The sequence below is a fragment of the Kitasatospora sp. NPDC088346 genome (assembly GCF_044740765.1).
Lineage (GTDB): Bacteria > Actinomycetota > Actinomycetes > Streptomycetales > Streptomycetaceae > Kitasatospora.
Genome location: NZ_JBIURH010000011.1, coordinates 208,893 through 233,199 on the forward strand (window position 1 = coordinate 208,893; position 24,307 = coordinate 233,199).

General features: G+C 74.2%; 22 protein-coding genes. 18 read left to right on the forward strand and 4 right to left on the reverse strand.

Features of this window, described 5'->3' with window-relative positions:
• From carB to ACIOFR_RS17840, 11 genes are all read left to right on the forward strand, one after another.
• Positions 1-3,309, forward strand: a complete 3,309-nt coding sequence (gene carB, locus ACIOFR_RS17790; protein WP_400997926.1) for a carbamoyl-phosphate synthase large subunit — start codon at positions 1-3, stop codon at positions 3,307-3,309.
• An 87-nt stretch (positions 3,310-3,396) separates the two neighbouring features.
• Positions 3,397-4,497, forward strand: a complete 1,101-nt coding sequence (locus tag ACIOFR_RS17795) for a quinone-dependent dihydroorotate dehydrogenase (protein ID WP_400997927.1) — start codon at positions 3,397-3,399, stop codon at positions 4,495-4,497.
• Between the two features lie 80 nt (positions 4,498-4,577).
• Positions 4,578-5,435, forward strand: coding sequence for a dihydroorotate dehydrogenase electron transfer subunit (locus ACIOFR_RS17800; RefSeq protein ID WP_400997928.1), 858 nt, complete (start codon positions 4,578-4,580; stop codon positions 5,433-5,435).
• Positions 5,432-6,421, forward strand: a complete 990-nt coding sequence (locus ACIOFR_RS17805; RefSeq protein WP_400997929.1) for a dihydroorotate dehydrogenase — start codon at positions 5,432-5,434, stop codon at positions 6,419-6,421. Before ACIOFR_RS17800 ends, ACIOFR_RS17805 begins: the two co-directional genes overlap by 4 nt.
• A complete protein-coding gene (gene pyrF, locus ACIOFR_RS17810; protein ID WP_400997931.1) occupies positions 6,418-7,254 on the forward strand; it encodes an orotidine-5'-phosphate decarboxylase in 837 nt (278 codons plus the stop codon). The genes ACIOFR_RS17805 and pyrF overlap by 4 nt, the downstream gene beginning before the upstream one ends.
• Positions 7,255-7,498: 244 nt before the next feature.
• Positions 7,499-7,825, forward strand: coding sequence for an integration host factor, actinobacterial type (gene mihF, locus ACIOFR_RS17815; RefSeq protein WP_033819202.1), 327 nt, complete (start codon positions 7,499-7,501; stop codon positions 7,823-7,825).
• A 60-nt stretch (positions 7,826-7,885) separates the two neighbouring features.
• Positions 7,886-8,443, forward strand: coding sequence for a guanylate kinase (gene gmk / locus ACIOFR_RS17820; protein ID WP_400997934.1), 558 nt, complete (start codon positions 7,886-7,888; stop codon positions 8,441-8,443).
• Between the two features lie 56 nt (positions 8,444-8,499).
• On the forward strand, positions 8,500-8,766 hold the full coding sequence (gene rpoZ, locus ACIOFR_RS17825) for a DNA-directed RNA polymerase subunit omega (RefSeq protein ID WP_033819200.1): 267 nt from the start codon (positions 8,500-8,502) through the stop codon (positions 8,764-8,766).
• A 149-nt stretch (positions 8,767-8,915) separates the two neighbouring features.
• Positions 8,916-10,154: a bifunctional phosphopantothenoylcysteine decarboxylase/phosphopantothenate--cysteine ligase CoaBC gene (coaBC, locus tag ACIOFR_RS17830; protein ID WP_400997937.1), complete on the forward strand. Its 1,239-nt coding sequence runs from the start codon at positions 8,916-8,918 to the stop codon at positions 10,152-10,154.
• Between the two features lie 154 nt (positions 10,155-10,308).
• Positions 10,309-11,517: a methionine adenosyltransferase gene (gene metK / locus ACIOFR_RS17835; RefSeq protein WP_400997940.1), complete on the forward strand. Its 1,209-nt coding sequence runs from the start codon at positions 10,309-10,311 to the stop codon at positions 11,515-11,517.
• 139 nt (positions 11,518-11,656) lie between these two features.
• Complete coding sequence (locus tag ACIOFR_RS17840; protein WP_400997943.1) at positions 11,657-13,723, forward strand: primosomal protein N'; 2,067 nt, start codon at positions 11,657-11,659, stop codon at positions 13,721-13,723.
• A 147-nt stretch (positions 13,724-13,870) separates the two neighbouring features.
• Here ACIOFR_RS17840 and ACIOFR_RS17845 read toward each other — a convergent pair whose 3' ends face one another.
• Entirely contained in the window at positions 13,871-14,410 is a 540-nt protein-coding gene (locus ACIOFR_RS17845) for a hypothetical protein (protein WP_400997946.1), read from the reverse strand.
• A gap of 254 nt (positions 14,411-14,664) precedes the next feature.
• Between ACIOFR_RS17845 and def the strand changes: the two genes are divergently transcribed.
• The 5 genes from def (at position 14,665) to ACIOFR_RS17870 (ending at position 19,696) form a co-directional block, all read left to right on the forward strand.
• The gene (gene def, locus ACIOFR_RS17850; protein WP_400997948.1) at positions 14,665-15,210 is read left to right on the forward strand and encodes a peptide deformylase; all 546 of its coding nucleotides are present in this window, start codon (positions 14,665-14,667) and stop codon (positions 15,208-15,210) included.
• 21 nt (positions 15,211-15,231) lie between these two features.
• Positions 15,232-16,167, forward strand: a complete 936-nt coding sequence (gene fmt, locus ACIOFR_RS17855) for a methionyl-tRNA formyltransferase (RefSeq protein WP_400997951.1) — start codon at positions 15,232-15,234, stop codon at positions 16,165-16,167.
• Positions 16,168-16,303: 136 nt separating this feature from the next.
• The gene (locus ACIOFR_RS17860; RefSeq protein WP_400997953.1) at positions 16,304-17,734 is read left to right on the forward strand and encodes an RsmB/NOP family class I SAM-dependent RNA methyltransferase; all 1,431 of its coding nucleotides are present in this window, start codon (positions 16,304-16,306) and stop codon (positions 17,732-17,734) included.
• Between the two features lie 192 nt (positions 17,735-17,926).
• Complete coding sequence (locus ACIOFR_RS17865) at positions 17,927-18,898, forward strand: aldo/keto reductase (protein ID WP_400997955.1); 972 nt, start codon at positions 17,927-17,929, stop codon at positions 18,896-18,898.
• A gap of 123 nt (positions 18,899-19,021) precedes the next feature.
• Positions 19,022-19,696, forward strand: a complete 675-nt coding sequence (locus ACIOFR_RS17870; protein WP_400997958.1) for a C39 family peptidase — start codon at positions 19,022-19,024, stop codon at positions 19,694-19,696.
• A 79-nt stretch (positions 19,697-19,775) separates the two neighbouring features.
• Here the strand turns inward: ACIOFR_RS17870 and ACIOFR_RS17875 are convergent, their stop codons facing one another.
• Complete coding sequence (locus ACIOFR_RS17875) at positions 19,776-21,044, reverse strand: ATP-binding protein (protein ID WP_400997960.1); 1,269 nt, start codon at positions 21,042-21,044, stop codon at positions 19,776-19,778.
• A gap of 293 nt (positions 21,045-21,337) precedes the next feature.
• Complete coding sequence (locus ACIOFR_RS17880; protein ID WP_400997963.1) at positions 21,338-22,192, reverse strand: hypothetical protein; 855 nt, start codon at positions 22,190-22,192, stop codon at positions 21,338-21,340.
• Positions 22,193-22,361: 169 nt separating this feature from the next.
• On the opposite strand from ACIOFR_RS17880, the gene rpe reads away from it, so the two are divergent.
• Positions 22,362-23,045 (forward strand): ribulose-phosphate 3-epimerase, encoded by a 684-nt coding sequence (gene rpe / locus ACIOFR_RS17885; RefSeq protein ID WP_400997966.1) that lies wholly within the window; start codon positions 22,362-22,364, stop codon positions 23,043-23,045.
• 574 nt (positions 23,046-23,619) lie between these two features.
• On the opposite strand, the gene ACIOFR_RS17890 is transcribed toward rpe, so the two are convergent.
• Positions 23,620-23,895: a hypothetical protein gene (locus ACIOFR_RS17890; RefSeq protein WP_400997969.1), complete on the reverse strand. Its 276-nt coding sequence runs from the start codon at positions 23,893-23,895 to the stop codon at positions 23,620-23,622.
• Between the two features lie 107 nt (positions 23,896-24,002).
• Here ACIOFR_RS17890 and ACIOFR_RS17895 point away from each other — a divergent pair.
• Positions 24,003-24,307 (forward strand): pirin family protein (locus ACIOFR_RS17895; protein ID WP_400997972.1); only part of this gene is annotated, 305 nt, incomplete at its 3' end.

Here is a 24,307-nt window from a genome sequence, read left to right on the forward strand (position 1 = left end):
GTGCCGAAGCGCACTGACATCAAGTCCGTCCTGGTCATCGGGTCCGGCCCGATCGTGATCGGCCAGGCGGCGGAGTTCGACTACTCCGGCACCCAGGCGTGCCGCGTCCTGCGGTCCGAGGGCCTGCGGGTCGTCCTGGTGAACTCCAACCCGGCCACCATCATGACCGACCCGGAGATCGCCGACGCGACCTACGTCGAGCCGATCACCCCGGACTTCGTCGAGAAGATCATCGCCAAGGAGCGCCCCGACGTCCTGCTGCCGACCCTCGGCGGGCAGACCGCGCTCAACACCGCGATCTCGCTGCACGAGAACGGCACCCTGGAGAAGTACGGCGTCGAGCTCATCGGCGCCAACGTCGAGGCCATCCACAAGGGCGAGGACCGCCAGCTGTTCAAGGGCGTGGTCGAGGCCGTCAACGCCCGGATCGGCCACGGCGAGTCCGCCCGCTCGGTGATCTGCCACTCGATGGACGACGTCCTCGCGGGCGTCGAGACCCTCGGCGGCTACCCGGTCGTGGTCCGCCCCTCCTTCACCATGGGCGGCGCCGGCTCCGGCTTCGCCCACGACGAGGAGGACCTGCGCCGCATCGCCGGCCAGGGCCTGGCCCTCTCGCCGACCACCGAGGTGCTCCTGGAGGAGTCCATCCTCGGCTGGAAGGAGTACGAGCTGGAGCTGATGCGCGACCGGAACGACAACGTCGTGGTCGTCTGCTCGATCGAGAACTTCGACCCGATGGGCGTGCACACCGGCGACTCCATCACCGTCGCCCCGGCGATGACCCTGACCGACCGCGAGTACCAGACGCTGCGCGACATCGGCATCGCGATCATCCGCGAGGTCGGCGTCGACACCGGCGGCTGCAACATCCAGTTCGCGATCAACCCGGACGACGGCCGGATCATCGTGATCGAGATGAACCCGCGGGTCTCCCGCTCCTCGGCGCTCGCCTCCAAGGCCACCGGCTTCCCGATCGCCAAGATCGCGGCCAAGCTGGCCGTCGGCTACACCCTGGACGAGATCCCCAACGACATCACCGAGCAGACCCCGGCCTCCTTCGAGCCGACCCTCGACTACATCGTGGTGAAGGTCCCGCGGTTCGCGTTCGAGAAGTTCCCGAGCGCCGACGCCACCCTGACCACCACCATGAAGTCGGTCGGCGAGGCCATGGCCATGGGCCGCAACTTCCCCGAGGCGCTCAACAAGGCGCTGCGCTCGCTGGAGAAGAAGGACTCGCAGTTCACCTGGACCGGCGAGCCCGGCGACAAGGCCGAGCTGCTCACCAAGGCCAAGGTGCCCACCGACGGCCGGATCAACACCGTCATGCAGGCCATCCGGGCCGGCGCCACCCAGGAGGAGGTGTTCGAGGCCACCCGGATCGACCCGTGGTTTGTCGACCAGCTCTTCCTGCTCGACGAGATCGCCGCCGAGCTGGCCGAGGCCGACAAGCTCCACCCCGAGCTGCTGCGCCACGCCAAGCGGCACGGCTTCTCCGACCAGCAGATCGGCGAGATCCGCGGCCTGCGGCCGGACGTCGTCCGCGAGGTCCGGCACGCCCTGGGCATCCGCCCGGTCTTCAAGACCGTGGACACCTGCGCCGCCGAGTTCGCCGCCAAGACCCCGTACTTCTACTCGTCCTACGACGAGGAGACCGAGGTCGCCCCCCGCACCAAGCCCGCCGTGATCATCCTGGGCTCCGGCCCGAACCGGATCGGCCAGGGCATCGAGTTCGACTACTCCTGCGTGCACGCCTCCTTCGCGCTGGCCGAGGCCGGGTACGAGACCGTCATGGTCAACTGCAACCCGGAGACCGTCTCCACCGACTACGACACCTCCGACCGGCTGTACTTCGAGCCGCTCACCCTGGAAGACGTCCTGGAGATCGTCCACGCCGAGCAGCAGGCCGGGCCGCTCGCGGGCGTCATCGTCCAGCTCGGCGGCCAGACCCCGCTGGGCCTCGCCCAGGCGCTCAAGGACAACGGCGTGCCGATCGTCGGCACCCAGCCCGAGGCGATCGACCTGGCCGAGGAGCGCGGCGCCTTCGGCCGCGTCCTGCGCGACGCCGGGCTGCCCGCCCCCAAGCACGGCACCGCCTTCTCCTTCGAGGAGGCCAAGGCGATCGCGGACGAGATCGGCTACCCGGTCCTGGCCCGCCCGTCGTACGTGCTGGGCGGCCGCGGCATGGAGATCGTCTACGACGAGGCCTCGCTCGCCTCGTACCTGGAGCGGCACGCCGGCCTGATCTCCGAGCACCCGGTGCTGATCGACCGGTTCCTGGACGACGCGGTGGAGATCGACGTCGACGCGCTCTTCGACGGCACCGAGCTCTACCTCGGCGGCGTGATGGAGCACATCGAGGAGGCCGGCATCCACTCCGGCGACTCCGCCTGCGCGCTGCCCCCGATCACCCTCGGCGGCTACGACATCAAGCGGCTGCGGACCTCGACCGAGGCGATCGCCCGCGGCGTCGGCGTCCGCGGTCTGATCAACATCCAGTTCGCGCTCTCCGGCGACATCCTCTACGTCCTGGAGGCCAACCCGCGCGCCTCGCGGACCGTGCCGTTCACCTCCAAGGCGACGGCCGTCCCGCTGGCCAAGGCCGCCGCCCGGATCTCGCTCGGCGCCACCATCGCCGAGCTGCGCGCCGAGGGGCTGCTGCCGGCCGAGGGCGACGGCGGCACCCTGCCCGCCGACTGCCCGATCTCGGTCAAGGAGGCCGTGATGCCGTGGAGCCGCTTCCGCGACATCCACGGGCGCGGCGTCGACACCGTCCTCGGCCCGGAGATGCGCTCGACCGGCGAGGTCATGGGCATCGACAAGGTCTTCGGCACCTCCTACGCCAAGGCCCAGGCCGGCGCGTACGGCGCGCTGCCCACCAAGGGCAAGGTCTTCGTCTCGGTCGCCAACCGCGACAAGCGCAACCTGGTCTTCCCGGCCCGCGCGCTGGTCGAGCTCGGCTTCGAGGTGCTCGCCACCGCCGGCACCGCCGAGGTGCTCCAGCGCGGCGGCATCCCCTCCACCATCGTGCGCAAGCACAGCGAGGGCGAGGGCCCGAACGGCGAGCGGACCATCGTCCAGCTGATCCACGACGGCGAGGTGGACCTCATCATCAACACGCCGTACGGCACCGGCGGCCGCCTCGACGGCTACGAGATCCGCACCGCGGCCGTCTCGCGCGGCGTGCCCTGCCTGACCACCGTCCAGGCGATGGGTGCGGCCGTTCAGGGCATCGACGCGCTCACCCGCGGCGAGGTCGGGGTGATGTCGCTGCAGGAGCACGCGGCGCTGATCAACTCCGGGCGCAAGTAGCACGACCCTAGTGGGGGGCACCGCGACCGGGTGCCCCCCACTTCCCATGTCCTTCGGCCGTCGTCCCAGGAAGGCGCACCCCCGCCCGTGTACAAGATCCTCTTCAACCTCGTCTTCCGGAAGATGGACCCGGAGAAGGCCCACCACCTGGCCTTCTTCTGGATCCGGCTGGCCGCCTCCGTCCCGGGCCTGCGACAGCTGGTCCGGCTGGTGCTCGCCCCGCGGGAGCGCTCGCTGCGCACCACCGCGCTCGGCCTCGACCTGCCCGGTCCGTTCGGCCTCGGTGCGGGCTTCGACAAGGACGGCATCGGCATCGACGGCCTGTCCATGCTCGGCTTCGACTTCGTCGAGATCGGCACCGTCACCGGCGAACCGCAGCCCGGCAACCCGGCGCCCCGGCTGTTCCGGCTGGTCGAGGACCGCGCCCTGATCAACCGGATGGGCTTCAACAACCAGGGCTCCGCCCGGGTCGCGGCCCGGCTCGCCCAGCGCCCGCACACCACCTCCACCCCGGTGATCGGCGTCAACATCGGCAAGACCAAGGCGGTCGAGGAGGCCGACGCCACCGCCGACTACCTGAAGAGCACCGAGCGGCTCGCCCCCTACGCCGACTACCTGGTGGTCAACGTCAGCTCGCCGAACACCCCGGGGCTGCGCAACCTCCAGGCCGTCCAGGTGCTCGGCCCGCTGCTCTGGGATGTCCGCAAGGCCGCCGACGCCGCCGTCGCGCACCACGTCCCGCTGCTCGTCAAGATCGCCCCCGACCTGGCCGACGAGGACATCGACGAGATCGCCGACATGGCCCTCCAGCTCGGCCTGGACGGGATCATCGCCACCAACACCACGATCGGCCGTGAGGGCCTGCGCGAGAGCTCCGCGCGGATCGAGGAGATCGGCGCCGGCGGACTGTCGGGCGCCCCGCTCAAGGACCGCTCGCTGGAGGTCCTGCAGCGGCTGCGGGCCCGCACCGAGGGCAGGCTGACGCTGGTCTCGGTCGGCGGCATCGAGACCGCCGAGGACGCCTGGCAGCGGATCCTGCACGGCGCCGACCTGGTCCAGGGTTACAGCGCCTTCGTCTACGAGGGCCCGTTCTGGATGCGCCGGATGCACAAGGGCCTGGCGGCCCGGCTGCGGGCCGGCGGCTTCCGCACCGTCGCGGAGGCCGTGGGCACGGCGAAGGCGCAGTAGCCCCCGGGTGAAGTGACAGTGTCCGTGCCGGTTTGCGAGAGTTCAGATCGTCGTACCGGCCGGCCGAAAGGTGAAGCACGATGGCCCACCCCGTCCAGACCGACGCCGAGGTCCTCGCCAACACCCCCGAGGGGGCGTACCGCAGGCTCCTGCTGCACGCCCCCGAGGCGGCACCCCGGGTGAGACCGGGCCACTTCGCGACCCTCGCGGTCGGCGGCCCGCACTCCTCGATGCTGCTGCGCCGGGCGTTCGCCGTCCACCGGACGGACCCGGCCGCCGGCACCGTCGAGCTGCTGGTCGCCGAACGCGGCGCGGGCAGCAGCGAGCTGGCCCGGGCCGCGGCCGGGGAGCGGCTCAGCCTGATCGCCCCGCTGGGGACGCCGTTCCCGCTGCCCGAGGGCCCGGTCAGCGCGCTGCTGGTGGCCGGCGGCTACGGCGCCGCGCCGCTGTTCGCGCTCGCCGAGGCGATCCGCCGCGGCGGAGGCCAGGTCGGCTTCATCCTGGCCGCCGCCGACGCCGGACGGCTGTTCGGCGTGGAACGGGCCCGGGCACTCACCCCGGACGTCCTGGTGGTCACCGAGGACGGCTCGGCCGGCCTCACCGGCCGGGCCACCGACCCGCTGGCCCAGGCGATCGGCGCGATCGACGCCGACGTGGTGTACGCCTGCGGCCCGATGCCGATGCTCGCCACCGTCAGCCGGATCTCGCTCGACCTCGGCGCCCGCTGCTGGACGGCGGTCGAGGAGGCGATGGCCTGCGGCACCGGGATCTGCATGACCTGCGTGCTGCCGGTGGTCGGCACGGACGGCGTGAAGCGCTTCACCCGCGCTTGCACCGACGGCCCGGTCTTCGACGGCGCCAGGGTGGACTGGGCCGGGATCGGCACCGTACCGCCCGATCTGGAAGGCGCGCCGGGGGCGGAGGCGGGTGCCCGATGACCCCCGAGGAGGTCGACCTCCGCGTGCCGTTCGGTGCGCTCACCCTGCCGAACCCGCTCACCACCGCATCCGGCTGCGCCGGGTACGGCCGGGAGCTGGCCAGGTTCGTCCCGCTGGACGGGCTCGGATCGGTCACCACCAGGACCGTCATGCGCGCCGCACGGGCCGGATCGGCCACGCCGCGGATGGCCGAGACCCCGTCCGGGATGCTCAACGCGATCGGCCTCCAGGGCTCCGGCGTCGAGGCCTTCGTCCGGGACGAGCTGCCCTGGCTGGCCGAGCGCGGCGCCCGGGTGGTGGTCTCGATCGCGGGGGAGCGGCTGGAGGAGTACACCGAGGTGGCCGCCCGCCTGAACGGGCAGCCCGGGGTGGTCGGCGTCGAGCTCAACATCTCCTGCCCGAACGCCGCCGACCGGGGCCTGGTCTTCGCCGCCAACCCGGCCGTCTCCTACGACGTCGTCCGGGCCGTGCGCAGGACGGTCGACGCGGCCCTGCCCGTCCTCGCCAAGCTCTCGCCCGACGCCACCTCGGTCACCGAGGTCGCCTCCGCCTGCGTCCAGGCCGGCGCCGACGGCCTCTCGATGATCAACACCGCCCTCGGCCTGGGCATCGACCTGGAAACCCTGCGCCCGGCCCTGGCCGGCGTCACCGGCGGGCTCTCCGGCCCCGCCGTCCGCCCGATCGCGCTGCGCTGCGTCTACCAGGTGCACGCCGCGATGCTGGCCGGCCGGATCCCGGCGGTGCCGATCACCGGCATGGGCGGCCTGCGCACCGGCCGGGACGCCCTGGAGTTCGCCCTCGCCGGTGCCTCGCACGTCGCCGTCGGCACCACCCTGTTCAACGACCCGACCGCCCCGCTGCGCATCCTGGACGAGCTGCGCGGCGAGCTGGCGGCCCGGGGCTTCGCCACCTTCGCCGAGGTGGTGGGCCTGGCCCACCGCCCCGGGACCCACCGCACCGCACCCCCTCCCGAAAGGACCCCATGACCCTCGCCCCCTTCGGTGCCCGCCTGCGCCACGCCCTCGACACCCGCGGCCGGCTCTGCGTCGGGATCGACCCGCACGCCGCCCTGCTCGGCGCCTGGGGCCTGACCGACGACGTGGCCGGCCTGGAGACCTTCTCCCGCACGGTGGTCGAGGCCCTGGCCGACCGGGTCGCCGTGCTCAAGCCCCAGGCGGCCTTCTTCGAGCGCTTCGGCAGCCGCGGCATCGCGGTGCTGGAGCGGACGGTCGCCGAGGCCCGCGAGGCCGGCGCCCTGGTCGTGATGGACGCCAAGCGCGGCGACATCGGCTCCACCATGGCCGCCTACGCCGAGACCTTCCTCTCCCCGGCCAGCCCGCTGTTCTCGGACGCGCTGACCGTCAGCCCGTACCTGGGCTTCGGTTCGCTGCAGCCCGCGGTCGACCTGGCCCGCGCCAACGGGGCGGGCCTGTTCGTGCTGGCCCTCACCTCCAACCCGGAGGGCTTCGAGGTGCAGCGGGCGGTCGCCGCCGACGGCACCAGCGTCGCCCAGGGCGTACTGAACCGGCTGGCGGCCGAGAACGCCGGCGCCGAGCCGCTCGGCTCGTTCGGCGCGGTGGTCGGCGCCACCCTCGCCGAGGCCGGGGTGGACCTCGCCGTCAACGGCCCGCTGCTGGCGCCCGGGGTGGGCGCGCAGGGCGCCACCGCGAAGGACCTGCCGCGGGTGTTCGGGGCCTCCGTGGACAACGTCGTGCCCAGCGTCAGCCGTGACGTGCTCAAGCACGGACCGTCCGTCGAGGCGCTGCGGGAGGCCGCCGCGCGCTTCGTCGAGGATGTGAGGGCAGTCACAAACACCTGAGAATCCCGGCCGGAAGCCGGTGGATTTGCCCGGAAAGTCCTGGGTCGGCCCTGGCTGACCAGGACTTTTCGTGTTCTTTTCCTGACGCGGAAGCCCAAGTTGGGTAGTGTCCGGCGGTAGGTCACCGAACGGCGGCACAATGCGTCGCCTTTGCAGGTCAGAGCCCTGTGCTCAGGTCTGCGCTCGGTGGCCGGGCACCACCAGTCATAGCTCCTCCCTTCCATTCACACCTGAGGTGAACGGCGTGGCTCTTCCGCCCCTTACTCCTGAACAGCGCGCCGCTGCGCTCGCCAAGGCCGCCGAGGCTCGTCGGAAGCGTGCCGACGTCAAGAACCGGCTCAAGCACTCCGGCGCCTCGCTGCACGACGTCATCAAGGCCGGCAAGGCCGACGACGAGGTCATCGGCAAGATGAAGGTCTCCGCCCTGCTGGAGAGCCTGCCGGGCGTCGGCAAGGTTCGTGCCAAGCAGATCATGGAGCGTCTCGGCATCAGCGAGAGCCGTCGCGTCCGCGGCCTCGGGACCAACCAGATCGCCTCCCTGGAGCGGGAGTTCGGCGGCGCGGCGTCCTGATCCGGCTCTGCTTCGTACCCCGTGGTCCCGGGATCGTCCGGGATCCGGGATAATCGGTGCATGAGTGAGCGTCCGCGGCTGACCGTGCTCTCCGGCCCTTCGGGGGTCGGCAAGAGCACGGTCGTCGCTCATATGAGGCAGCAGCACCCCGACGTCTGGCTCTCGGTATCGGCGACGACCCGCCATCCGAGGCCCGGCGAGAAGGACGGGGTCCAGTACCACTTCGTCGACAACGACGAGTTCGACAAGCTGGTCGCCAACGGCGAGCTGCTGGAGTGGGCCGTGTTCGCGGGCAACCGCTACGGCACGCCCCGCCAGGCCGTGCTGCAGAAGCTGGAGCGCGGCGAGCCGGTCCTGCTGGAGATCGACCTGCAGGGCGCGCGCCAGGTGCGCGAGTCGATGCCTGAGGCGCAGCTGGTCTTCCTGGCCCCGCCGAGCTGGGACGAGCTGGTCCGCCGGCTCACCGGCCGGGGCACCGAGCCGCAGCACGTGATCGACCAGCGGCTGGAGGCCGCCAAGGTCGAGCTCGCCGCGGAGCCGGAGTTCGACACGACGCTGGTCAACACCTCCGTCGAGCAGGTCGCCTCCGAGCTGCTAGCCTTGCTCGGTGTAGTCTGACCGGATCGGCTCGTGAGCCGGCCGTGTCGGAAATATCCACTTCGGAAGGTTTTAGCGTGTCCTCCTCGATGACCGCGCCTGAGGGCATCATCAACCCGCCGATCGATGAGCTGCTTGAGGCCACCGACTCCAAGTACAGCCTGGTGATCTACGCGGCCAAGCGTGCGCGTCAGATCAACGCCTACTACTCCCAGCTCGGCGAGGGCCTGCTGGAGTACGTCGGCCCGCTGGTCGACACCCACGTGCACGAGAAGCCGCTGTCGATCGCGCTCCGCGAGATCAACGCCGGCCTGCTGACCGCCGAGGCGATCGAGGCCGCCTGAGCTCCGGCACCCCTTCGGTGAGGGCCCGTCCCGCCCGGTCGAAAGACCTGGTGGGGCGGGCCCTTCCGTGTGCTCCGAGCCACGTCGCGCCCGGCGTCTGAAGGGTCGTAAGGTGAACGTCGACCCGACCCGGAGGAGATGCAGCACCCATGAACGCGAGCCCGGAGCAGCCCCACGCACCGCGCGTGGTCCTCGGCGTCAGCGGCGGGATCGCCGCGTACAAGGCCTGCGAGCTGCTGCGGCGGCTCACCGAGTCCGGGCACCGGGTCACCGTGGTGCCGACCGCCGCGGCGCTGCACTTCGTCGGCGAGGCGACCTGGGCGGCCCTCTCCGGCCGGCCGGCCGCCACCGCGACCTGGGAGGACGTGCACGAGGTCCCGCACGTGCGGATCGGCCAGCAGGCCGACCTGGTGGTGGTCGCCCCCGCCACCGCGGACCTGATGGCCAAGGCCGCCCACGGCCTCGCCGACGACCTGCTCACCAACACCCTGCTCACCGCGCGCTGTCCGGTGGTCTTCGCCCCCGCCATGCACACCGAGATGTGGGAGCACCCGGCGACCCGGGAGAACGTCGCCACGCTGCGCCGCCGGGGCGCGATCGTGCTGGAGCCCGCCGTCGGCCGGCTCACCGGCGTGGACACCGGCAAGGGCCGGCTGCCGGAGCCGTCCGCGATCTTCGAGGCCTGCCGCCGGGTGCTCGCCCGCGGCGGCCTGGAGCGGGACCTGGCCGGCCGGCACGTGGTGGTCTCGGCCGGCGGCACCCGTGAGCCGCTCGACCCGGTGCGCTTCCTGGGCAACCGCTCCTCCGGCAAGCAGGGGTACGCGCTGGCGGCCACCGCGGCGGCCCGCGGCGCCCGGGTGACCCTGCTGTCCGCCAACGCCGAGCTGCCCGACCCGGCCGGGGTGGACGTCGTCCGCGTCTCCACCGCCCTGCAGCTGCGGGAGGCCGCGCTCAAGGCGGTCGTGGACGCCGACGTGGTGGTGATGGCCGCGGCGGTGGCCGACTTCCGGCCGGCCGAGTACGTCACCGGGAAGATCAAGAAGGTGGACGGGGTCGACCCGGCGCCGGTCGCGCTGGTCCGAAACCCCGACATCCTGGCCGAGCTGTCCGCCCACCGCGCCCGTTCGGGCCAACTGGTCGTCGGTTTCGCCGCCGAGACCGACCGGGTGCTGGAGAACGGCCGGGCCAAGCTCGCCCGCAAGGGCTGCGACCTCCTCGTGGTGAACGAGGTCGGCGACGGGAAGGCCTTCGGCCAGGACACCAACACCGCCGTGCTACTGGGCTCCGACGGCACCGAGGTGCCGATCCCGGACGGTCCGAAGGAGGCCCTGGCGGACACCGTCTGGGACGAGGTCGTGGCCCGGTTGGGCAGGTCGGCCGGGCTGTGATCCCGGTTGCACGGGCATCCCATTGCGCGGGCGGGTAGCCCTTCTCAGGTGCCTGACCGTTACACTCCAGGAATCAAGTCTTTCCGGATGGCCACGGCCGGCCCGCCGAGCCGTGGCCCTTCAGTCAGCAGCCGCTGCAACCCCAGGGAGCGCTGTGTCTCGCCGCCTGTTCACCTCGGAGTCGGTCACCGAGGGACACCCCGACAAGATCGCTGACCAGATCAGCGACACCATCCTCGACGCCCTCCTCAAGGAGGACCCCACCTCGCGCGTGGCCGTGGAGACGCTGATCACCACCGGCCTGGTGCACATCGCCGGTGAGGTCACCACGAAGGCGTACGCGCCGATCGCGCAGCTCGTCCGGGAGAAGATCCTGGAGATCGGCTACGACAGCTCCAAGAAGGGCTTCGACGGCGCCTCCTGCGGCGTCTCGGTCTCGATCGGCTCGCAGTCGCCCGACATCGCGCAGGGTGTGGACACGGCGTACGAGGCCCGGGTCGAGGGCGACGACGATCACCTGGACAAGCAGGGCGCCGGCGACCAGGGCCTGATGTTCGGCTACGCGTGCGACGACACGCCCGAGCTGATGCCGCTGCCGATCACCCTGGCGCACCGGCTCTCGCGCCGGCTGTCCGAGGTCCGCAAGAACGGGACGATCCCGTACCTGCGCCCCGACGGCAAGACCCAGGTCACCATCGAGTACGACGGCGACAAGGCCCTCCGCCTCGACACCGTGGTGGTCTCCTCGCAGCACGCGAGCGACATCGACCTGGAGTCGCTGCTCACCCCGGACATCCGCGAGTTCGTCGTGGAGCCCGAGCTCAAGCGCCTCGCCGACGACGGCATCAAGCTCGTCACCGACGGCTACCGGCTGCTGGTCAACCCGACCGGCCGCTTCGAGATCGGCGGCCCGATGGGCGACGCCGGCCTCACCGGCCGCAAGATCATCATCGACACCTACGGCGGCATGGCCCGCCACGGCGGCGGCGCCTTCTCCGGCAAGGACCCGTCCAAGGTCGACCGCTCGGCGGCCTACGCCATGCGCTGGGTCGCCAAGCACATCGTCGCGGCGGGCCTCGCCACCCGCGCCGAGGTCCAGGTCGCGTACGCGATCGGCAAGGCCGAGCCGGTCGGTCTGTTCGTCGAGACCTTCGGCACCGAGACCGTCCCGGTCCTCAAGATCCAGGAAGCCGTGGTGAAGGTCTTCGACCTGCGCCCCGCCGCGATCATCCGCGACCTGGACCTGCTGCGCCCGATCTACGCGAAGACCGCCGCGTACGGCCACTTCGGCCGTGAGGACGCGGACTTCACCTGGGAGCGCACCGACCGCGTCGAGGAGCTGAAGAAGGCCGTCCAGGCCTGACCCCGCCTCCGCAGGACGGCGGCCGCCCGACCGGGCGGCCGCCGTCCGCTGCGTTTCCGGGGGTTGTCGGCGGGATCGGCTACGTTGAGGGTCGGGCCCGGGTGGCTGACCTGGGCGGGGAGTGCGGAGCACGGGAGCGATGGGCAGCGCAGAGGGCGCCGGCGAGCAGCTGGCCTTCATCCGGGAGACGGTCCGCCGCGCCCGGCCCAAGGCGGCCCGCGGCCTGGAGCTGGCCGACCCGCTGCCGGTGGCCCGGGTCCTGGTGGACAAGGGCGTGCTCAGCCTCGACCAGTACTTCGACTACGCGGTGCCGGCCGCCATGGACGAGGAGGCCCAGCCGGGCGTCCGGGTCCGGGTCCGGTTCGGCGCCCGGGTCGGCGCCTCCGGCCGGCGCGAGGGCGGGCAGCTGCACGACGGGTTCGTCGTGGAGCGGCTGGCCGCCTCCGACTACCCCGGGCCGCTCGCCCCGCTCTCCCGGGTGCTGTCGCCCGAGCGGGTGCTCACCCCCGCGCTGCTGCGGCTGTGCCGGGCGGTCGCCGACCGCTACGCCGGCACCCTGGCCGACGTCCTGCAGCTCGCCGTCCCGCCGCGGCACGCCGGCGCCGAGGCCGAGCCCTCGCCGCCGCCGCTGCCCCCGCCCGCGCTCCCCGACCCCGGCAGCTGGGCCCGCTACCCGCAGGGCCCGGCCTTCCTCGGCGCGCTGGCCGCCGGCCGCGCGCCGCGCGCGGTGTGGACGGCGCTGCCCGGCCCCGACTGGCCGGCGGAGATCGCCCGGGCCGTCGCCGCCACCCTGTCCGGCGGCCGCGGCGCCCTGGTGGTGCTGCCCGACGGCCGGGCGGCCGGCCGGGTCGACCAGGCGCTCACCGCGCTGCTCGGCCCCGGGAGGCACGCCGCGCTGGCCGCCGACGCCGGCCCGCAGGAGCGCTACCGGCGCTGGCTCGCGGTCAGCCGCGGCTCCGTCCGCGCCGTCATCGGCACCCGGGCGGCGATGTTCGCCCCCGTCCGCGACCTCGGCCTGGTCGTCGTCTGGTCCGACGGCGACAGCAGCCACAGCGACCTGCACGCCCCGTACTGGCACGTCCGGGAGGTGGCCCTGCTGCGGGCCGCCGAGGAGGGCGCCGGCGTGCTGCTCGGCGGGCTGTCCACCACCGTCGAGGCGGCCCAGCTGGTCCGGACGGGCTGGGCCCGGCCGCTGGCCGCCGACCGGGAGACCGTCCGGGCGCTGGCGCCGCGGGTGCGGACCGTCACCGACCTGGACGAGGCCAGGGACGAGGCGGCCCGCGCCGCCCGGCTGCCCTCCGTCGCCTGGACGGCGGCCCGGGAGGCGCTGGAACGTGGCCCGGTGCTGATCCAGGTGCCCCGGCGCGGCTACCAGCCCCGGCTGGCCTGCGGACGCTGCCGGGAGCCCGCCCGCTGCCGGCCCTGCGGCGGTCCGCTGGAGACCACCGGCGCCGACCGGCCCCCGTCCTGCACCTGGTGCGGGACGCCCGAACCGGACTGGCACTGCCCCGAGTGCGGCTCGTTCCGACTGCGCGCCCAGGTGGTCGGTGCCAGGCGGACGGCGGAGGAGCTCGGCAAGGCCTTCCCCCGGGTGCCGGTGCGCACCTCAGGGAAGGACGCCGTCCTGGCCGCCGTACCCGGCACACCCGCCCTGGTGATCGCCACCCCCGGCGCCGAACCGCTCGCCGAGGGCGGCTACGCCGCTGCCCTGCTGCTCGACGGCTGGGCCCTGCTCAACCGGCCGGACCTGCGGGCCGGCGAGGAGGCCCTGCGGCGGTGGCTGACCGCCGCAGCGCTGGTGCGGCCCGCGGCGGCGGGCGGCACGGTCGTGGTGGTCGCCGAGGCGACGGCCCGGCCGGTACAGGCGCTGGTCCGCTGGGACCCGGCCGGGCACGCCGCACTGGAGCTGGAGGAACGCGCCCAGCTGCGCTTCCCGCCGGTCTCCCGGATGGCCTCGGTCACCGGGCCGCCGCAGGCCGTGGCCGACCTGCTGGGCCTGGTCAGGCTGCCGGAGGGGGCCGACGTCCTCGGGCCGGTGCCGGCTCCCGGCGCGCGGGGCGAGGAGGTGGAGCGGGCGCTGCTGAGGGTCGAGCCCGGGCAGGGCGCGGCGCTCGCGGCGGCGCTGAAGGCGGCTCAGATCGCCCGGCTCGCGCTGCGGGGGTCCGAGCCGGTGCGGATCCGGATCGACCCGCCGGACATCGGCTGAGGCGTGGCACCCACCCGGCGCGCGGCGGGGGCGTGGGGCGTGGGCGCGGGGCTTGGGCGCGGGGCGGGTGTCCGTCGGCCGGGGTCCTCGCGCCCCTGGGGGTGGCCCGGTCGCAGGGGCGGGGCGCGAGGATGCGGTCGGTCGGGCTCAGTGGATGACGCGGGCTCCCTGCGGGGTGAGGCCGCCCTGACGGGCCTGCGGGACGGAGCGGGACAGCGCGGACGCGGGCAGCAGGGACTCCTCGCGCGGCGCGGCGGCCGGGACGGGCTCGGGCACCCGGTCGTCCCGCGGCGCCCCGGGGGCCGGGACGGACGCGGCCGCGGCCAGCAGGTCGCCGGCCGGCCGGCGCATGCCGTAACGCCGGTGCACCGCCTGCTTGGTCACCCCCAGCGCCGAGCCCACCGAGTCCCAGGAGAAGCCCAGCGCCCGGTCGAACTCGACCGCCGCCCCGACCAGGGTCTCGACGCTCTCCCGCAGTTCCTGCGCCAGCCGCACGGTGGGCGCGGGCGCCCGGCCGTACACGACGAACCCGGCGGAGGTGCTGGGCCGCCGGGGCCGGTAGACGTTGCCCAGTTGGGCGGTCAGCGTCCGCAGCGCATCGACCTGCCGCCGCACCCGCTCGATGTCCCGCACCAGCAGGTGCAGGCTCGCCCGCGCCCGGGCGTCGTGGTTGATCTGCTCGGCCATGGCCTGGATGCCACCTCTCTCACGGTCGCCTGGTGGGCCCCTCCCCGCCCGATGGCGGGCGAGGAGGGAGGGACGCAGGGCGCCCCGGTCAATTCCACTTGACCAACGCCCGACCGGGGGCCGGGGTCACGCGCCCGTCGGAGAAGGGTTATGCCAGATCGTGGGCCGACCGTGGGGCGGGCATTGCATAGACTTCCCGGTGGTCCTCCGTGGACCCCACCCCCCGACCCGGGACGAACAGGAGCAACGACGCCATGGCGATCCAGCCGATCCGGATCTTCGGCGACCCGGTGCTCCGGGCCACCGCCAAGCCGGTGACCGTCTTCGACAAGGAGCTCCGCCGCCTGGTCAAGGACCTCACCGACACCATGCTGGACGCCCCCGGCGCCGGCCTGGCCGCCCCCCAACTGGGCATCTCGCTCAGGGTGTTCACGTACTGTGTGGACGGCGTGGTCGGACACCTGATCAACCCGGACCTCAGCCTCACCGACGAGGAGCAGGACGGCCCCGAGGGCTGCCTCTCGCTGCCCGGCCTGCGCTTCGACACCAAGCGCGCCTACGGCGTCGTCGCCAAGGGCTTCGACATGCACGGCGAACCGGTCACCGTCGAGGGCACCCAGCTGCTCGCCCGCTGCATCCAGCACGAGACCGACCACCTGGACGGCATCATCTTCATCGACCGCCTCGACCGCGAGCAGCGCAAGGCCGCGCTCCGGGCGATACGCGAGGCCGAGTGGGGCGAGGGGCCCGCGCCGACCGTCCGGGTCTCCCCGCACAGCACCTTCGGCTCCGCCCGCTGACCCCCCGAGAGAAAGGCACCCATGCGCCTCGTCTTCGCCGGCACCCCCGAGGTCGCCGTCCCCGCCCTGGACGCCCTGCTGGCCTCCGACCGGCACGAGGTCGTCGCGGTGGTCACCCGCCCCGACGCCCCGTCCGGCCGCGGCCGCAAGCTGGTGGCCAGCCCCGTCGCGCAGCGCGCCGAGCAGGCCGGGATCGAGATCCTCAAGCCGGCCAGGCCGAGCGAGCCCGAGTTCCTGGCCCGGCTGGCCGAACTCGCGCCCGACTGCTGCCCGGTGGTCGCCTACGGCGCGCTGATCCGCCCCGGCGCACTGGAGATCCCCGCGCACGGCTGGGTCAACCTGCACTTCTCGCTGCTGCCGGCCTGGCGCGGCGCCGCCCCCGTGCAGCACTCGGTGCTGGCCGGCGACGAGGTCACCGGCGCGTCCACCTTCCTGATCGAGCAGGGGCTGGACTCCGGCCCGGTCTTCGGCGTCATCACCGAGGAGATCCGCCCCGCCGACACCAGCGGCGAGCTGCTCACCCGGCTCTCGCACTCCGGTGCCCGGCTGCTGGCCGCCACCATGGACGGCATCGCGGACGGCTCGCTGAAGCCGGTGCCGCAGCCCGCCGAGGGCGTCAGCCTGGCACCGAAGATCAACGTCGAGGACGCCCGGATCGACTGGGCCCACCCCGCCCTGCGGGTCGACCGCCTGGTCCGCGGCTGCGCCCCCGCCCCCGGCGCCTGGACGACCTTCCGCGGCGAGCGGCTCAAGCTCTCCGGCCCGGTCCGGCTGGTCACCGACAGCTCCGAACTGGCCCCCGGCGAGCTCGCCGTCGCCAAGAACAGCGTCCGGGTCGGCACCGGCAGTCACGAGATCGAGCTGGGCGAGGTCCAGCCGCAGGGCAAGAAGCCGATGCGCGCGGCAGACTGGGCCCGTGGGGTCCGGATCGACTCCGGTGAGCTGCTGGGACGGTAGACCCCGGCCCGGCCCGCCGGCGACCACCGCGCGCCGGCGACCCCGCCCGCCGGTGAGCCCGCCCGCCGGTGACCCCGGCGGCCCGCACGACGACCGTTCGTCCCCCCGTTGATTCCGTAGCACCTTAGAGGCACCAGTGACCACCCCCAGCGCCAAGCGCGCCCCCCGCCCGCACCGCCGCCCCAAGAAGGACCCGGCCCGGATCGTCGCCTTCCGCGCCCTGCGCGCCGTCGACGAGCGCGACGCCTACGCCAACCTCATCCTGCCCTCCCTGCTCCGCGAGGCCGAGCAGAAGGGCATGGACCGGCGCGACGCCGCCCTCGCCACCGAACTCGTCTACGGCACCCTGCGGATGCAGGGCAGCTACGACGCGATCATCGCCGCCTGCGTCGACCGCCCGCTGCGGGAGGTCGACCCGCCGGTGCTGGACGTGCTCGCGCTCGGCGCGCACCAGTTGCTCGCCACCCGCATCCCCAGCCACGCGGCGGTCTCCGCGACCGTCGAGCTGGCCCGGGTGGTGCTCGGCGACGGCCGGGCCAAGTTCGTCAACGCCGTTCTGCGCAAGATCAGCGCCCAGGACCTGGACACCTGGCTCCAGCAGGTCGCCCCGCCGTACGAGCAGGACGCCGAGGACCACCTCGCCGTGCTGCACTCCCACCCCCGCTGGGTGGTCTCCTCGCTCTGGGACTCGCTCGGCCGCTGGCAGCCCGACGCCAGCGGGCGCGGCGCGATGGAGGAACTGCTCGCCGCCGACAACGAACGGCCCGAGGTGACGCTGATCGCCCGCCCCGGCCGCTCCACCGTCGAGGAGATCGCCGCCGCCCTGCCCGAGGCCGAGCCCGGCCGCTGGTCCCCGTTCGCGCTGCGGCTCGCCGAGGGCGGCGACCCGGCCGGCGTCGACGCCGTCCGGGAGAACCGGGCCGGCGTCCAGGACGAGGGCAGCCAGCTGGTCGCCCTCGCGCTCGCCACCGCCCCGCTGGACGGCCCGGACCGGCTCTGGCTGGACGGCTGCGCCGGCCCCGGCGGCAAGGCCGCCCTCCTGGGCGCGCTCGCCGCCGGACGCGGCGCCGCACTGGTCGCCTCGGAGAAGCAGCCGCACCGCGCCCGGCTGGTGGCCAGGGCGCTCGACGGCAACCCCGGCCCGTACACCGTGATCGCCGCCGACGGCACCAAGCCCGCCTGGCGCGAGGGCTCCTTCGACCGGGTCCTGGTCGACGTCCCCTGCTCCGGCCTCGGCGCGCTGCGCCGCCGCCCGGAGGCCCGCTGGCGCCGCCGCCCCGAGGACATCGCCGGCTTCGGACCCCTCCAGCGCGACCTGCTGCGCACCGCCATTCGGGCTGCCCGCCCCGGCGGCGTGGTCGGCTACGCGACCTGCTCCCCGCACCTGGCCGAGACCCGGGCCGTGGTCGACGACGTGCTGCGCGAGGAGCTCGGCGTCGAGTGGATCGACGCCCGCCCGCTGCTGCCCGGCGTACCCGCCCTCGGCGCCGGCCCCGACGTGCAGCTCTGGCCGCACCTGCACGGCACCGACGCGATGTACCTGGCCCTGTTGCGCCGGACCGCCTGACGCCCGGGCCCGGGCTTCGGCCCGGGCCCGGGCGTCAGGCGGTCCGGCGCACCCGGACCGGTGCGGCGGGCGAAGGGAGTTGACGCACCGGCGGAACCGACGCGCCGGTGGGAGGCTGCGCACCACGGGAGTTGATGCGCCGGCGGCAAGAAATGCTGGACAAAGCGGCCGGGGCGGCAGAGGGTGGCGGTCATGGAGTTCACCCACCTCGGCCGTACCGGCCTGACCGTCTCCCGGCTGTGCCTCGGCACCATGAACTTCGGCCCGCACACCGAAGAGGCCGACGCCCACCAGATCATGGACACCGCCCACGAACAGGGCATCAACTTCTTCGACACCGCCAACGTCTACGGCTGGGGCGAGAACAAGGGCCGCACCGAGGAGATCATCGGCAGCTGGTTCGCCCGGGGCGGCGGCCGGCGGGAGAAGACCGTGATCGCCACCAAGCTCTACGGCGACATGGGGGAGTGGCCCAACGAGGGCAGGCTCTCCGCGCTCAACATCCGGCGTGCGGTCGACGCCAGCCTGCGCCGCCTGCGGACCGACCACATCGACCTCTACCAGATGCACCACGTCGACCGGGCCACGCCCTGGGAGGAGATCTGGCAGGCGATGGAGGTGCTGGTCGCCCAGGGGAAGATCATCTACGTCGGGTCCAGCAACTTCGCGGGCTGGCACATCGCCCAGGCCCAGGAGGCGGCGAAGTCCCGCAACTTCCTCGGCCTGACCAGCGAGCAGTCGATCTACAACCTGCTGGAGCGCAACGTCGAGCTGGAGGTGGTCCCGGCCGCCCAGCACTACGGCCTCGGGCTCATCCCGTGGTCCCCGCTGCACGGCGGCCTGCTCGGCGGCGTGCTGCGCAAGCAGGCCCAGGGCGTCCGCCGCGCCACCGGCCGGTCGGCCGAGACGCTGGAGGCCAAGCGCGGGCAGCTCCAGGCGTACGAGGACCTGGCGGCCGAGCTGGGGCACGAGCCCGGCGACGTGGCGCTGGCCTGGCTGCTGTCCCGTCCGGCGGTCACCGCCCCGATCGTCGGGCCGCGCACCCTGGAGCAACTGCACGCGGCCGTCCGGGCGCTCGACCTGACCCTGGACCAGAAGACCCTCGACCGGCTGGACGAGATCTTCCCCGGCCGCCGCACCGCCCCCGAGGACTACGCCTGGTAGACCCGGTGACGGCGGGGCCGGAGCTCCTCGGCACACCGGCCCCGCCGTCGCGGGCCCGGTCGCCGCACCGGTTCCGCCGCCGGGTTGCCGGGCATCCGGGGCGCGACAGGTCAGGATGGCGGGGTGAACCCGATCAGCAACCAGGTCCCCTACTACTCCCAGTGGGAGTCCCCCGAGCTGGTGCCGGACATCCTGGCCGGCACCGTGCAGGCCGGCGACGACCCGCTCTGGGAGCGCTCCGGCGCCGTGAGCGAGGAGGAGTACACGTACTGGTCCTGGCGGATCTGCGGGATGGCCTGCCTGCGGATGGTGCTGGACTTCTGGTGGGGGGTGGCCCCGGCCTCGATCCGGCTCGCCGAGGAGTGCGTGGCCGCCGGGGCGTACGTCCGGCACCCGGACGGGCGGCTGGACGGCCTGATCCACGGGCCCTTCGCGGAGTACGTCCGGACCCGCTGGGGCCTGTACGCCGAGGCCCGCGACCCGCTGCCGGTCGAGGAACTCGCGGCCCAGATCGAGGGCGGACGGCTGCTGGTGCTCTCCGTCCACCCGGGCATCCGCACCCTCGAACCGGAACCTCCCCGCAAGGGCGGCCACCTGGTGCTCGGGGTCGGCGCCGACGACCGTGACCTGCTGATCCACAACCCGTCCGGCTTCCCCGACGGCTCGCAGCAGTACGCCCGGGTGCCGTGGGCGGACCTGCCCCGCTTCTACGCCGGGCGGGGCATCCTGCTCGGGCCGCCCCGGCGCGGGCGGGTCAGCGCAGGGACGGGACGGCGCTCGGCCGCCCCCGGGCACTGAGCCGGCCGGTGGGTGGCGCGGTGGGCGGACCGGTGGGCGGCGTGGTGGGCCGGCCGGTGGGCGGGTGCGGGCGCGGTTTTCAGGTGCGGCCGTAGCGGGTGGTCTGGTCGGCGAACTCCAGCGCCATCTCCTGGGTGACCGTGGGGCGGGTGCGGCGGATGGTGACCAGGTAGTCCTCAGTGGCGGGACGGGTCCGTGTCCCGGTGTCCAGGGTGCGTTCGAACGCCGTCTGCGCGACGGCGCGGGCGGCCTGGGCGATGTCCGCCGGGGTGAAGCCGTCGGAGGCTTCGGCGAGCACCGGGATGTCGGCCTCGGCCTCCGCCCGGGCGAGGTAGCTGGTCCACAGCGCGCAGCGGGCCTCGTGGTCCGGCGGGCCGATCGGCAGCACGTAGTCGAAGCGGCCGTGCCGCAGGAACGCCGGGTCGAGGGCGGCCACGTTGTTGGTCGCGCAGACCAGCAGCCGGTCCGCCCGCTCGCGGAACCGCACGATCGACTTCAGCAGCTCGTTCACCACCCCGACCGCCGCCGGGTCGGCGCTGCTCCGGGTGCCGGCCACCTCTTCGACCTCGTCGATGAAGACCAGCGCGGTGTCGAGCTGGGCGACCTCCTCGAACCGGCGGCTCAGCCCGTTCGCCAGACCCTCCTCCAGCGCCAGCCGGGACGGGAACAGCTCCACGTACGGCCAGCCCAGCCGGCCGGCCACGGCCCTGGCGAAGGTGCTCTTGCCCGTTCCGGGCGGACCGAACAGCACCACGGCCTGCGGTGGCTCGACGCCGTGCTGGGCGGCGAGCTCGGGGTGCGCCAGCGGCAGCACCAGGCGGCGTTCGATCAGCTCCTTCTCCCGCGCCATCCCGGCCAGCCGCCCCCACAGCCCGGACGGCGGCTCGACCGCCCCCAGCGCGGACAGCAGCACCACGTCCTGGGCCCGCACCGGGCGGGTCTTCTCGAAGTACGTCAGGCCCTCGCGGGGCCCGAAACCGCTGTTGCGCAGGGCGGTGGCGCCGGTCCCGTTCTCGGGGAGCACCGCGGTCAGGGTGCGGGCGCCGACCGTCTGCAACCGGGCCTCCAGCGCGGAGAGCAGGGCGCTGCCGAGGCCCAGGTGGCGCCAGGCCGGGTGCAGGTTGATCCGCAGCACCCAGGCGCGGTCGCCCTCCACCCGGGCCACCGCGGCGCCGACCAGCTGTCCTTCGGCCACGGCGACCACGCTCGGGTGCCGGGCCTGCAGCGCGGCGACGACCTCGGCGAGGTGGAAGACGGCGGGCCCGTCGGCGTCGCTGTTCCCGGCGTCGAGCCGGACGATCGCCTCCAAGTCCTCCGGGGCGAAGTCCCGTACGTGCCAGCCGGTCATCGGCCGCCTCCGATCCGTGCGCGCGTCGGGTCGCCCGTTTGTGGGGTCGCCCGTCCGTGGGGTCGCCCGTCCGTTGGCGCGGCACCTCCTCCCATCATCGGTCCGCGGGCGCGCCGGGGCCGGGTGGCGGCGTCGGGGCGGGCCGGGGCACGGCCGGGGTGCGTTCGGACGGCCGGGGTGCGTCCGGCGTGCGTCCGGGGTGCGTCCGGGGTGCGGACATGGAAGCGCCCGGCCGGGGGAGGCCGGTCGGGCGGCGGGGGAGGGGCGGCGGATCGGCTCCGGGAGCCTCCGGGTCAGCTGCTGACCGGGAGCCCTATCGGGTTGAGCTGGGGAAGCTCGGGCCGACAGGCCGTCGCGATCGGCCGCAGGGCGGTGGCCAGCTCGTCGAGCTCGGACCGGCGGAAACCGGCCCACACCCGGGAGGCGGCGAGATCGGTGGCGGCCTCCAGGGCCTGGTGGCGGGCGCGGCCCTCGGCGCTCAGCGAGCCGTCCGCGCCGAGCCAGCCACGCTCGATCAGGCGGCCGGTGGCCTCGTCCCACTCCTCGTCCGTCCAGCCGCGGTACGGCTGCATGACCTCCCGGCGGATGTCCAGGGCGCAGCGCACCACCAGGGCCTCGCAGCCGTCCAGCCCCTCCGCGACCAGCGCCGCGACATGGCCGTCGCCGCGGTGCTCGCGCAGCACGGTGGTGGCGTGCCAGAGCCGGGCGAGCTGCCCGTCGGGCCGGGGCAGGGCGGCGTTGGCGGCGGCCAGCACCCGCCCGCAGCAGTCCAGTCCGTCGATCGCGCGCTCCAGCAGCTCCACCGACCGCTCGATCAGGTGCGGCTTCACCGTCTCCAGCACCCGCCGCAGCGCGGCCTCCGCCCCCGAGACCCGGGCGGCGAGCGCCGCCTCCGGGGTGGCCCGGCTCCAGATGTCCGGCAGGGCCCGCTCGACCATGCCGGGCGCGAAGTTGAAGAAGGCGGCGACCACCGGCGTCGCGTCCACCGCGCCGAGCGGTGCGGACCGGCCGGCGAAGTAGCCGCGCCAGCTGCCGCGCAGGCCCGCCGCCTCGTAGGCGGCCCGGCCCTCGGGCGAGAAGTAGGTCAGGGCGTGGACAGGTTCGAAGAGCCACCACAGAGCACGGGCGGGGTGCACCAGCTCGGCCATCGGACACCTTTCTCGGAGCGGGGCCACGGCGTTCGTGACCCTGGTACGCGTCGGGTGTGACGCGGGTCACGGGGAGAGGTCGCCGCTCACGGCCGGCCGATCACGCGAGAGATGATGGACCTTGATGGCAGCTCCAGCCGCCCGCACCGAGTTGTGAAGGTACCCTCAAATGGCTCAGATCAACCCCAGCATCCTCTCCGCCGACTTCGCCCGCCTGGCCGAGGAGGCGGAGGCCGTCCGAGGCGCGGACTGGCTGCACGTCGACGTGATGGACAACCACTTCGTCCCCAACCTCACGCTGGGCGTCCCGGTCGTGGAGTCGCTGGCCCGGGCCACCTCCACCCCGCTCGACTGCCACCTGATGATCGAGCAGCCGGACCGCTGGGCCCCGCAGTACGTCGAGGCCGGCGCCGGCTCCGTCACCTTCCACGTCGAGGCCGCCGCCGCCCCGGTCCGGCTCGCCCGGGAGATCCGCGCCAAGGGTGCGCGTGCCTCCATGGCCCTGCGCCCCGCCACCCCGATCGAGCCGTACGAGGACCTGCTGCCCGAGCTCGACATGGTCCTGATCATGACGGTCGAGCCCGGTTTCGGCGGCCAGGCCTTCCTGGACATCATGCTCCCCAAGATCAGGCGCACCCGTGAGCTGATCGACAAGCACGGCCTGGACCTCTGGCTCCAGGTGGACGGCGGCGTCTCCGCCGCCACCATCGAGCGCTGCGCCGAGGCCGGCGCCGACGTGTTCGTGGCGGGCTCGGCGGTGTACGGGGCCGAGGACCCGGCGGAGGCCGTCCGCGTGCTGCGTGCCCAGGCCGACGCCGTCACGGCCACCGCGCCGTGGGCCTGCCGCCACTGACGCCGGTCCGCCGGCACAGGACGGCTGGCCGCTCGGCCGGGCCGTACAGTGGCCCGGGAGGGGACATGGACGCGACCGGGCAACATCCGGGCCGCAGAGGGGCGTTGACGGCGTTCGCGGCCGCCGCCCTGGCGGCGGGCTGCGGCCCGAGCGGCGGGGAACCCGGCCCGGTGCCGACCGCGTCCGGCGGTACGGCGCCGGTGCGCACCTTCCGCCGGCACTCGGCCGCGCGGGGCAGGCCCGTCACCCTGAGCATCGTCTCCCCGCCGGGCACCGACGGCACCGCCGACCTGCCGGTCTGCCTGGCCCTGCACGGGCGCGGCGCCGACGCGCGGACCCTGGTGGACGGTGCCGGGCGGCCCTGCGCTCTCGCGGCCGCGGTCGCCGCCGGTGCGCCACCGCTGCGCATCGTCGCGGTGGACGGCGGCGCCGCCACCTACTGGCACCGCCGGACGCCCGGCGACGACCCGCTGGCCATGCTCGTCGACGAACTGCCCGTTCTGCTCGGGGAACAGGGCCTGCCCGAACCGTCCACCGCCTTCGGCATCTCGATGGGGGCCTTCGGCGCACTGCGCTACGCGCGGGCGGTCGCCGGGCGGCGCCGGCCGGCCGCCGTCGCGGTGCTCAGCCCCGCCGTCTTCCGCAGCTGGGCCGAGGCCAGGGCTTCACCGACGAGGCCGACTGGCGCGAACACGAGCCGCTGCTGCACCCCGATCCGCCGGTCACCGCGCGGCTGGGCGTCTGGTGCGGCACCGAGGACCCGTTCCTCCCGGCCGCCCGGGCGCTGGCCGACCTCGCCGGGCTCGCCGGCGCCGCCCCGGCCGAGCGGCACTTCCCCGCCGGCGGGCACGACTGGGCGTTCTGGCGGGCGGTCGCGCCCGAGGTGCTGGCCTTCCTCGGCCGCGCCGGCTGACGGATCGTCGTGTCGCCGGCGGGGCGCCGCGTACGGTGACGGGCATGAGCGATCTCAATCTCAGGCCGACTCCGCTGCGCTGCGGCCGGGAGGCCGCGGGCGGACCGGTCAAGGACCTGCTCACCGGCCGGACGGTGACACTGGGGGAGTCCACACAGGTCCGGCGGTTGCTGCCGAACCTGGGCCGCCGGATGGTCGGCGCCTGGTGCTTCGTCGACCACTACGGCCCGGACGACATCGCGGACGAACCCGGCATGCAGGTCCCACCCCACCCCCACATGGGCCTGCAGACCGTCAGCTGGCTCCACCAGGGCGAAGTCCTCCACCGCGACAGCCTCGGCACCCTCCA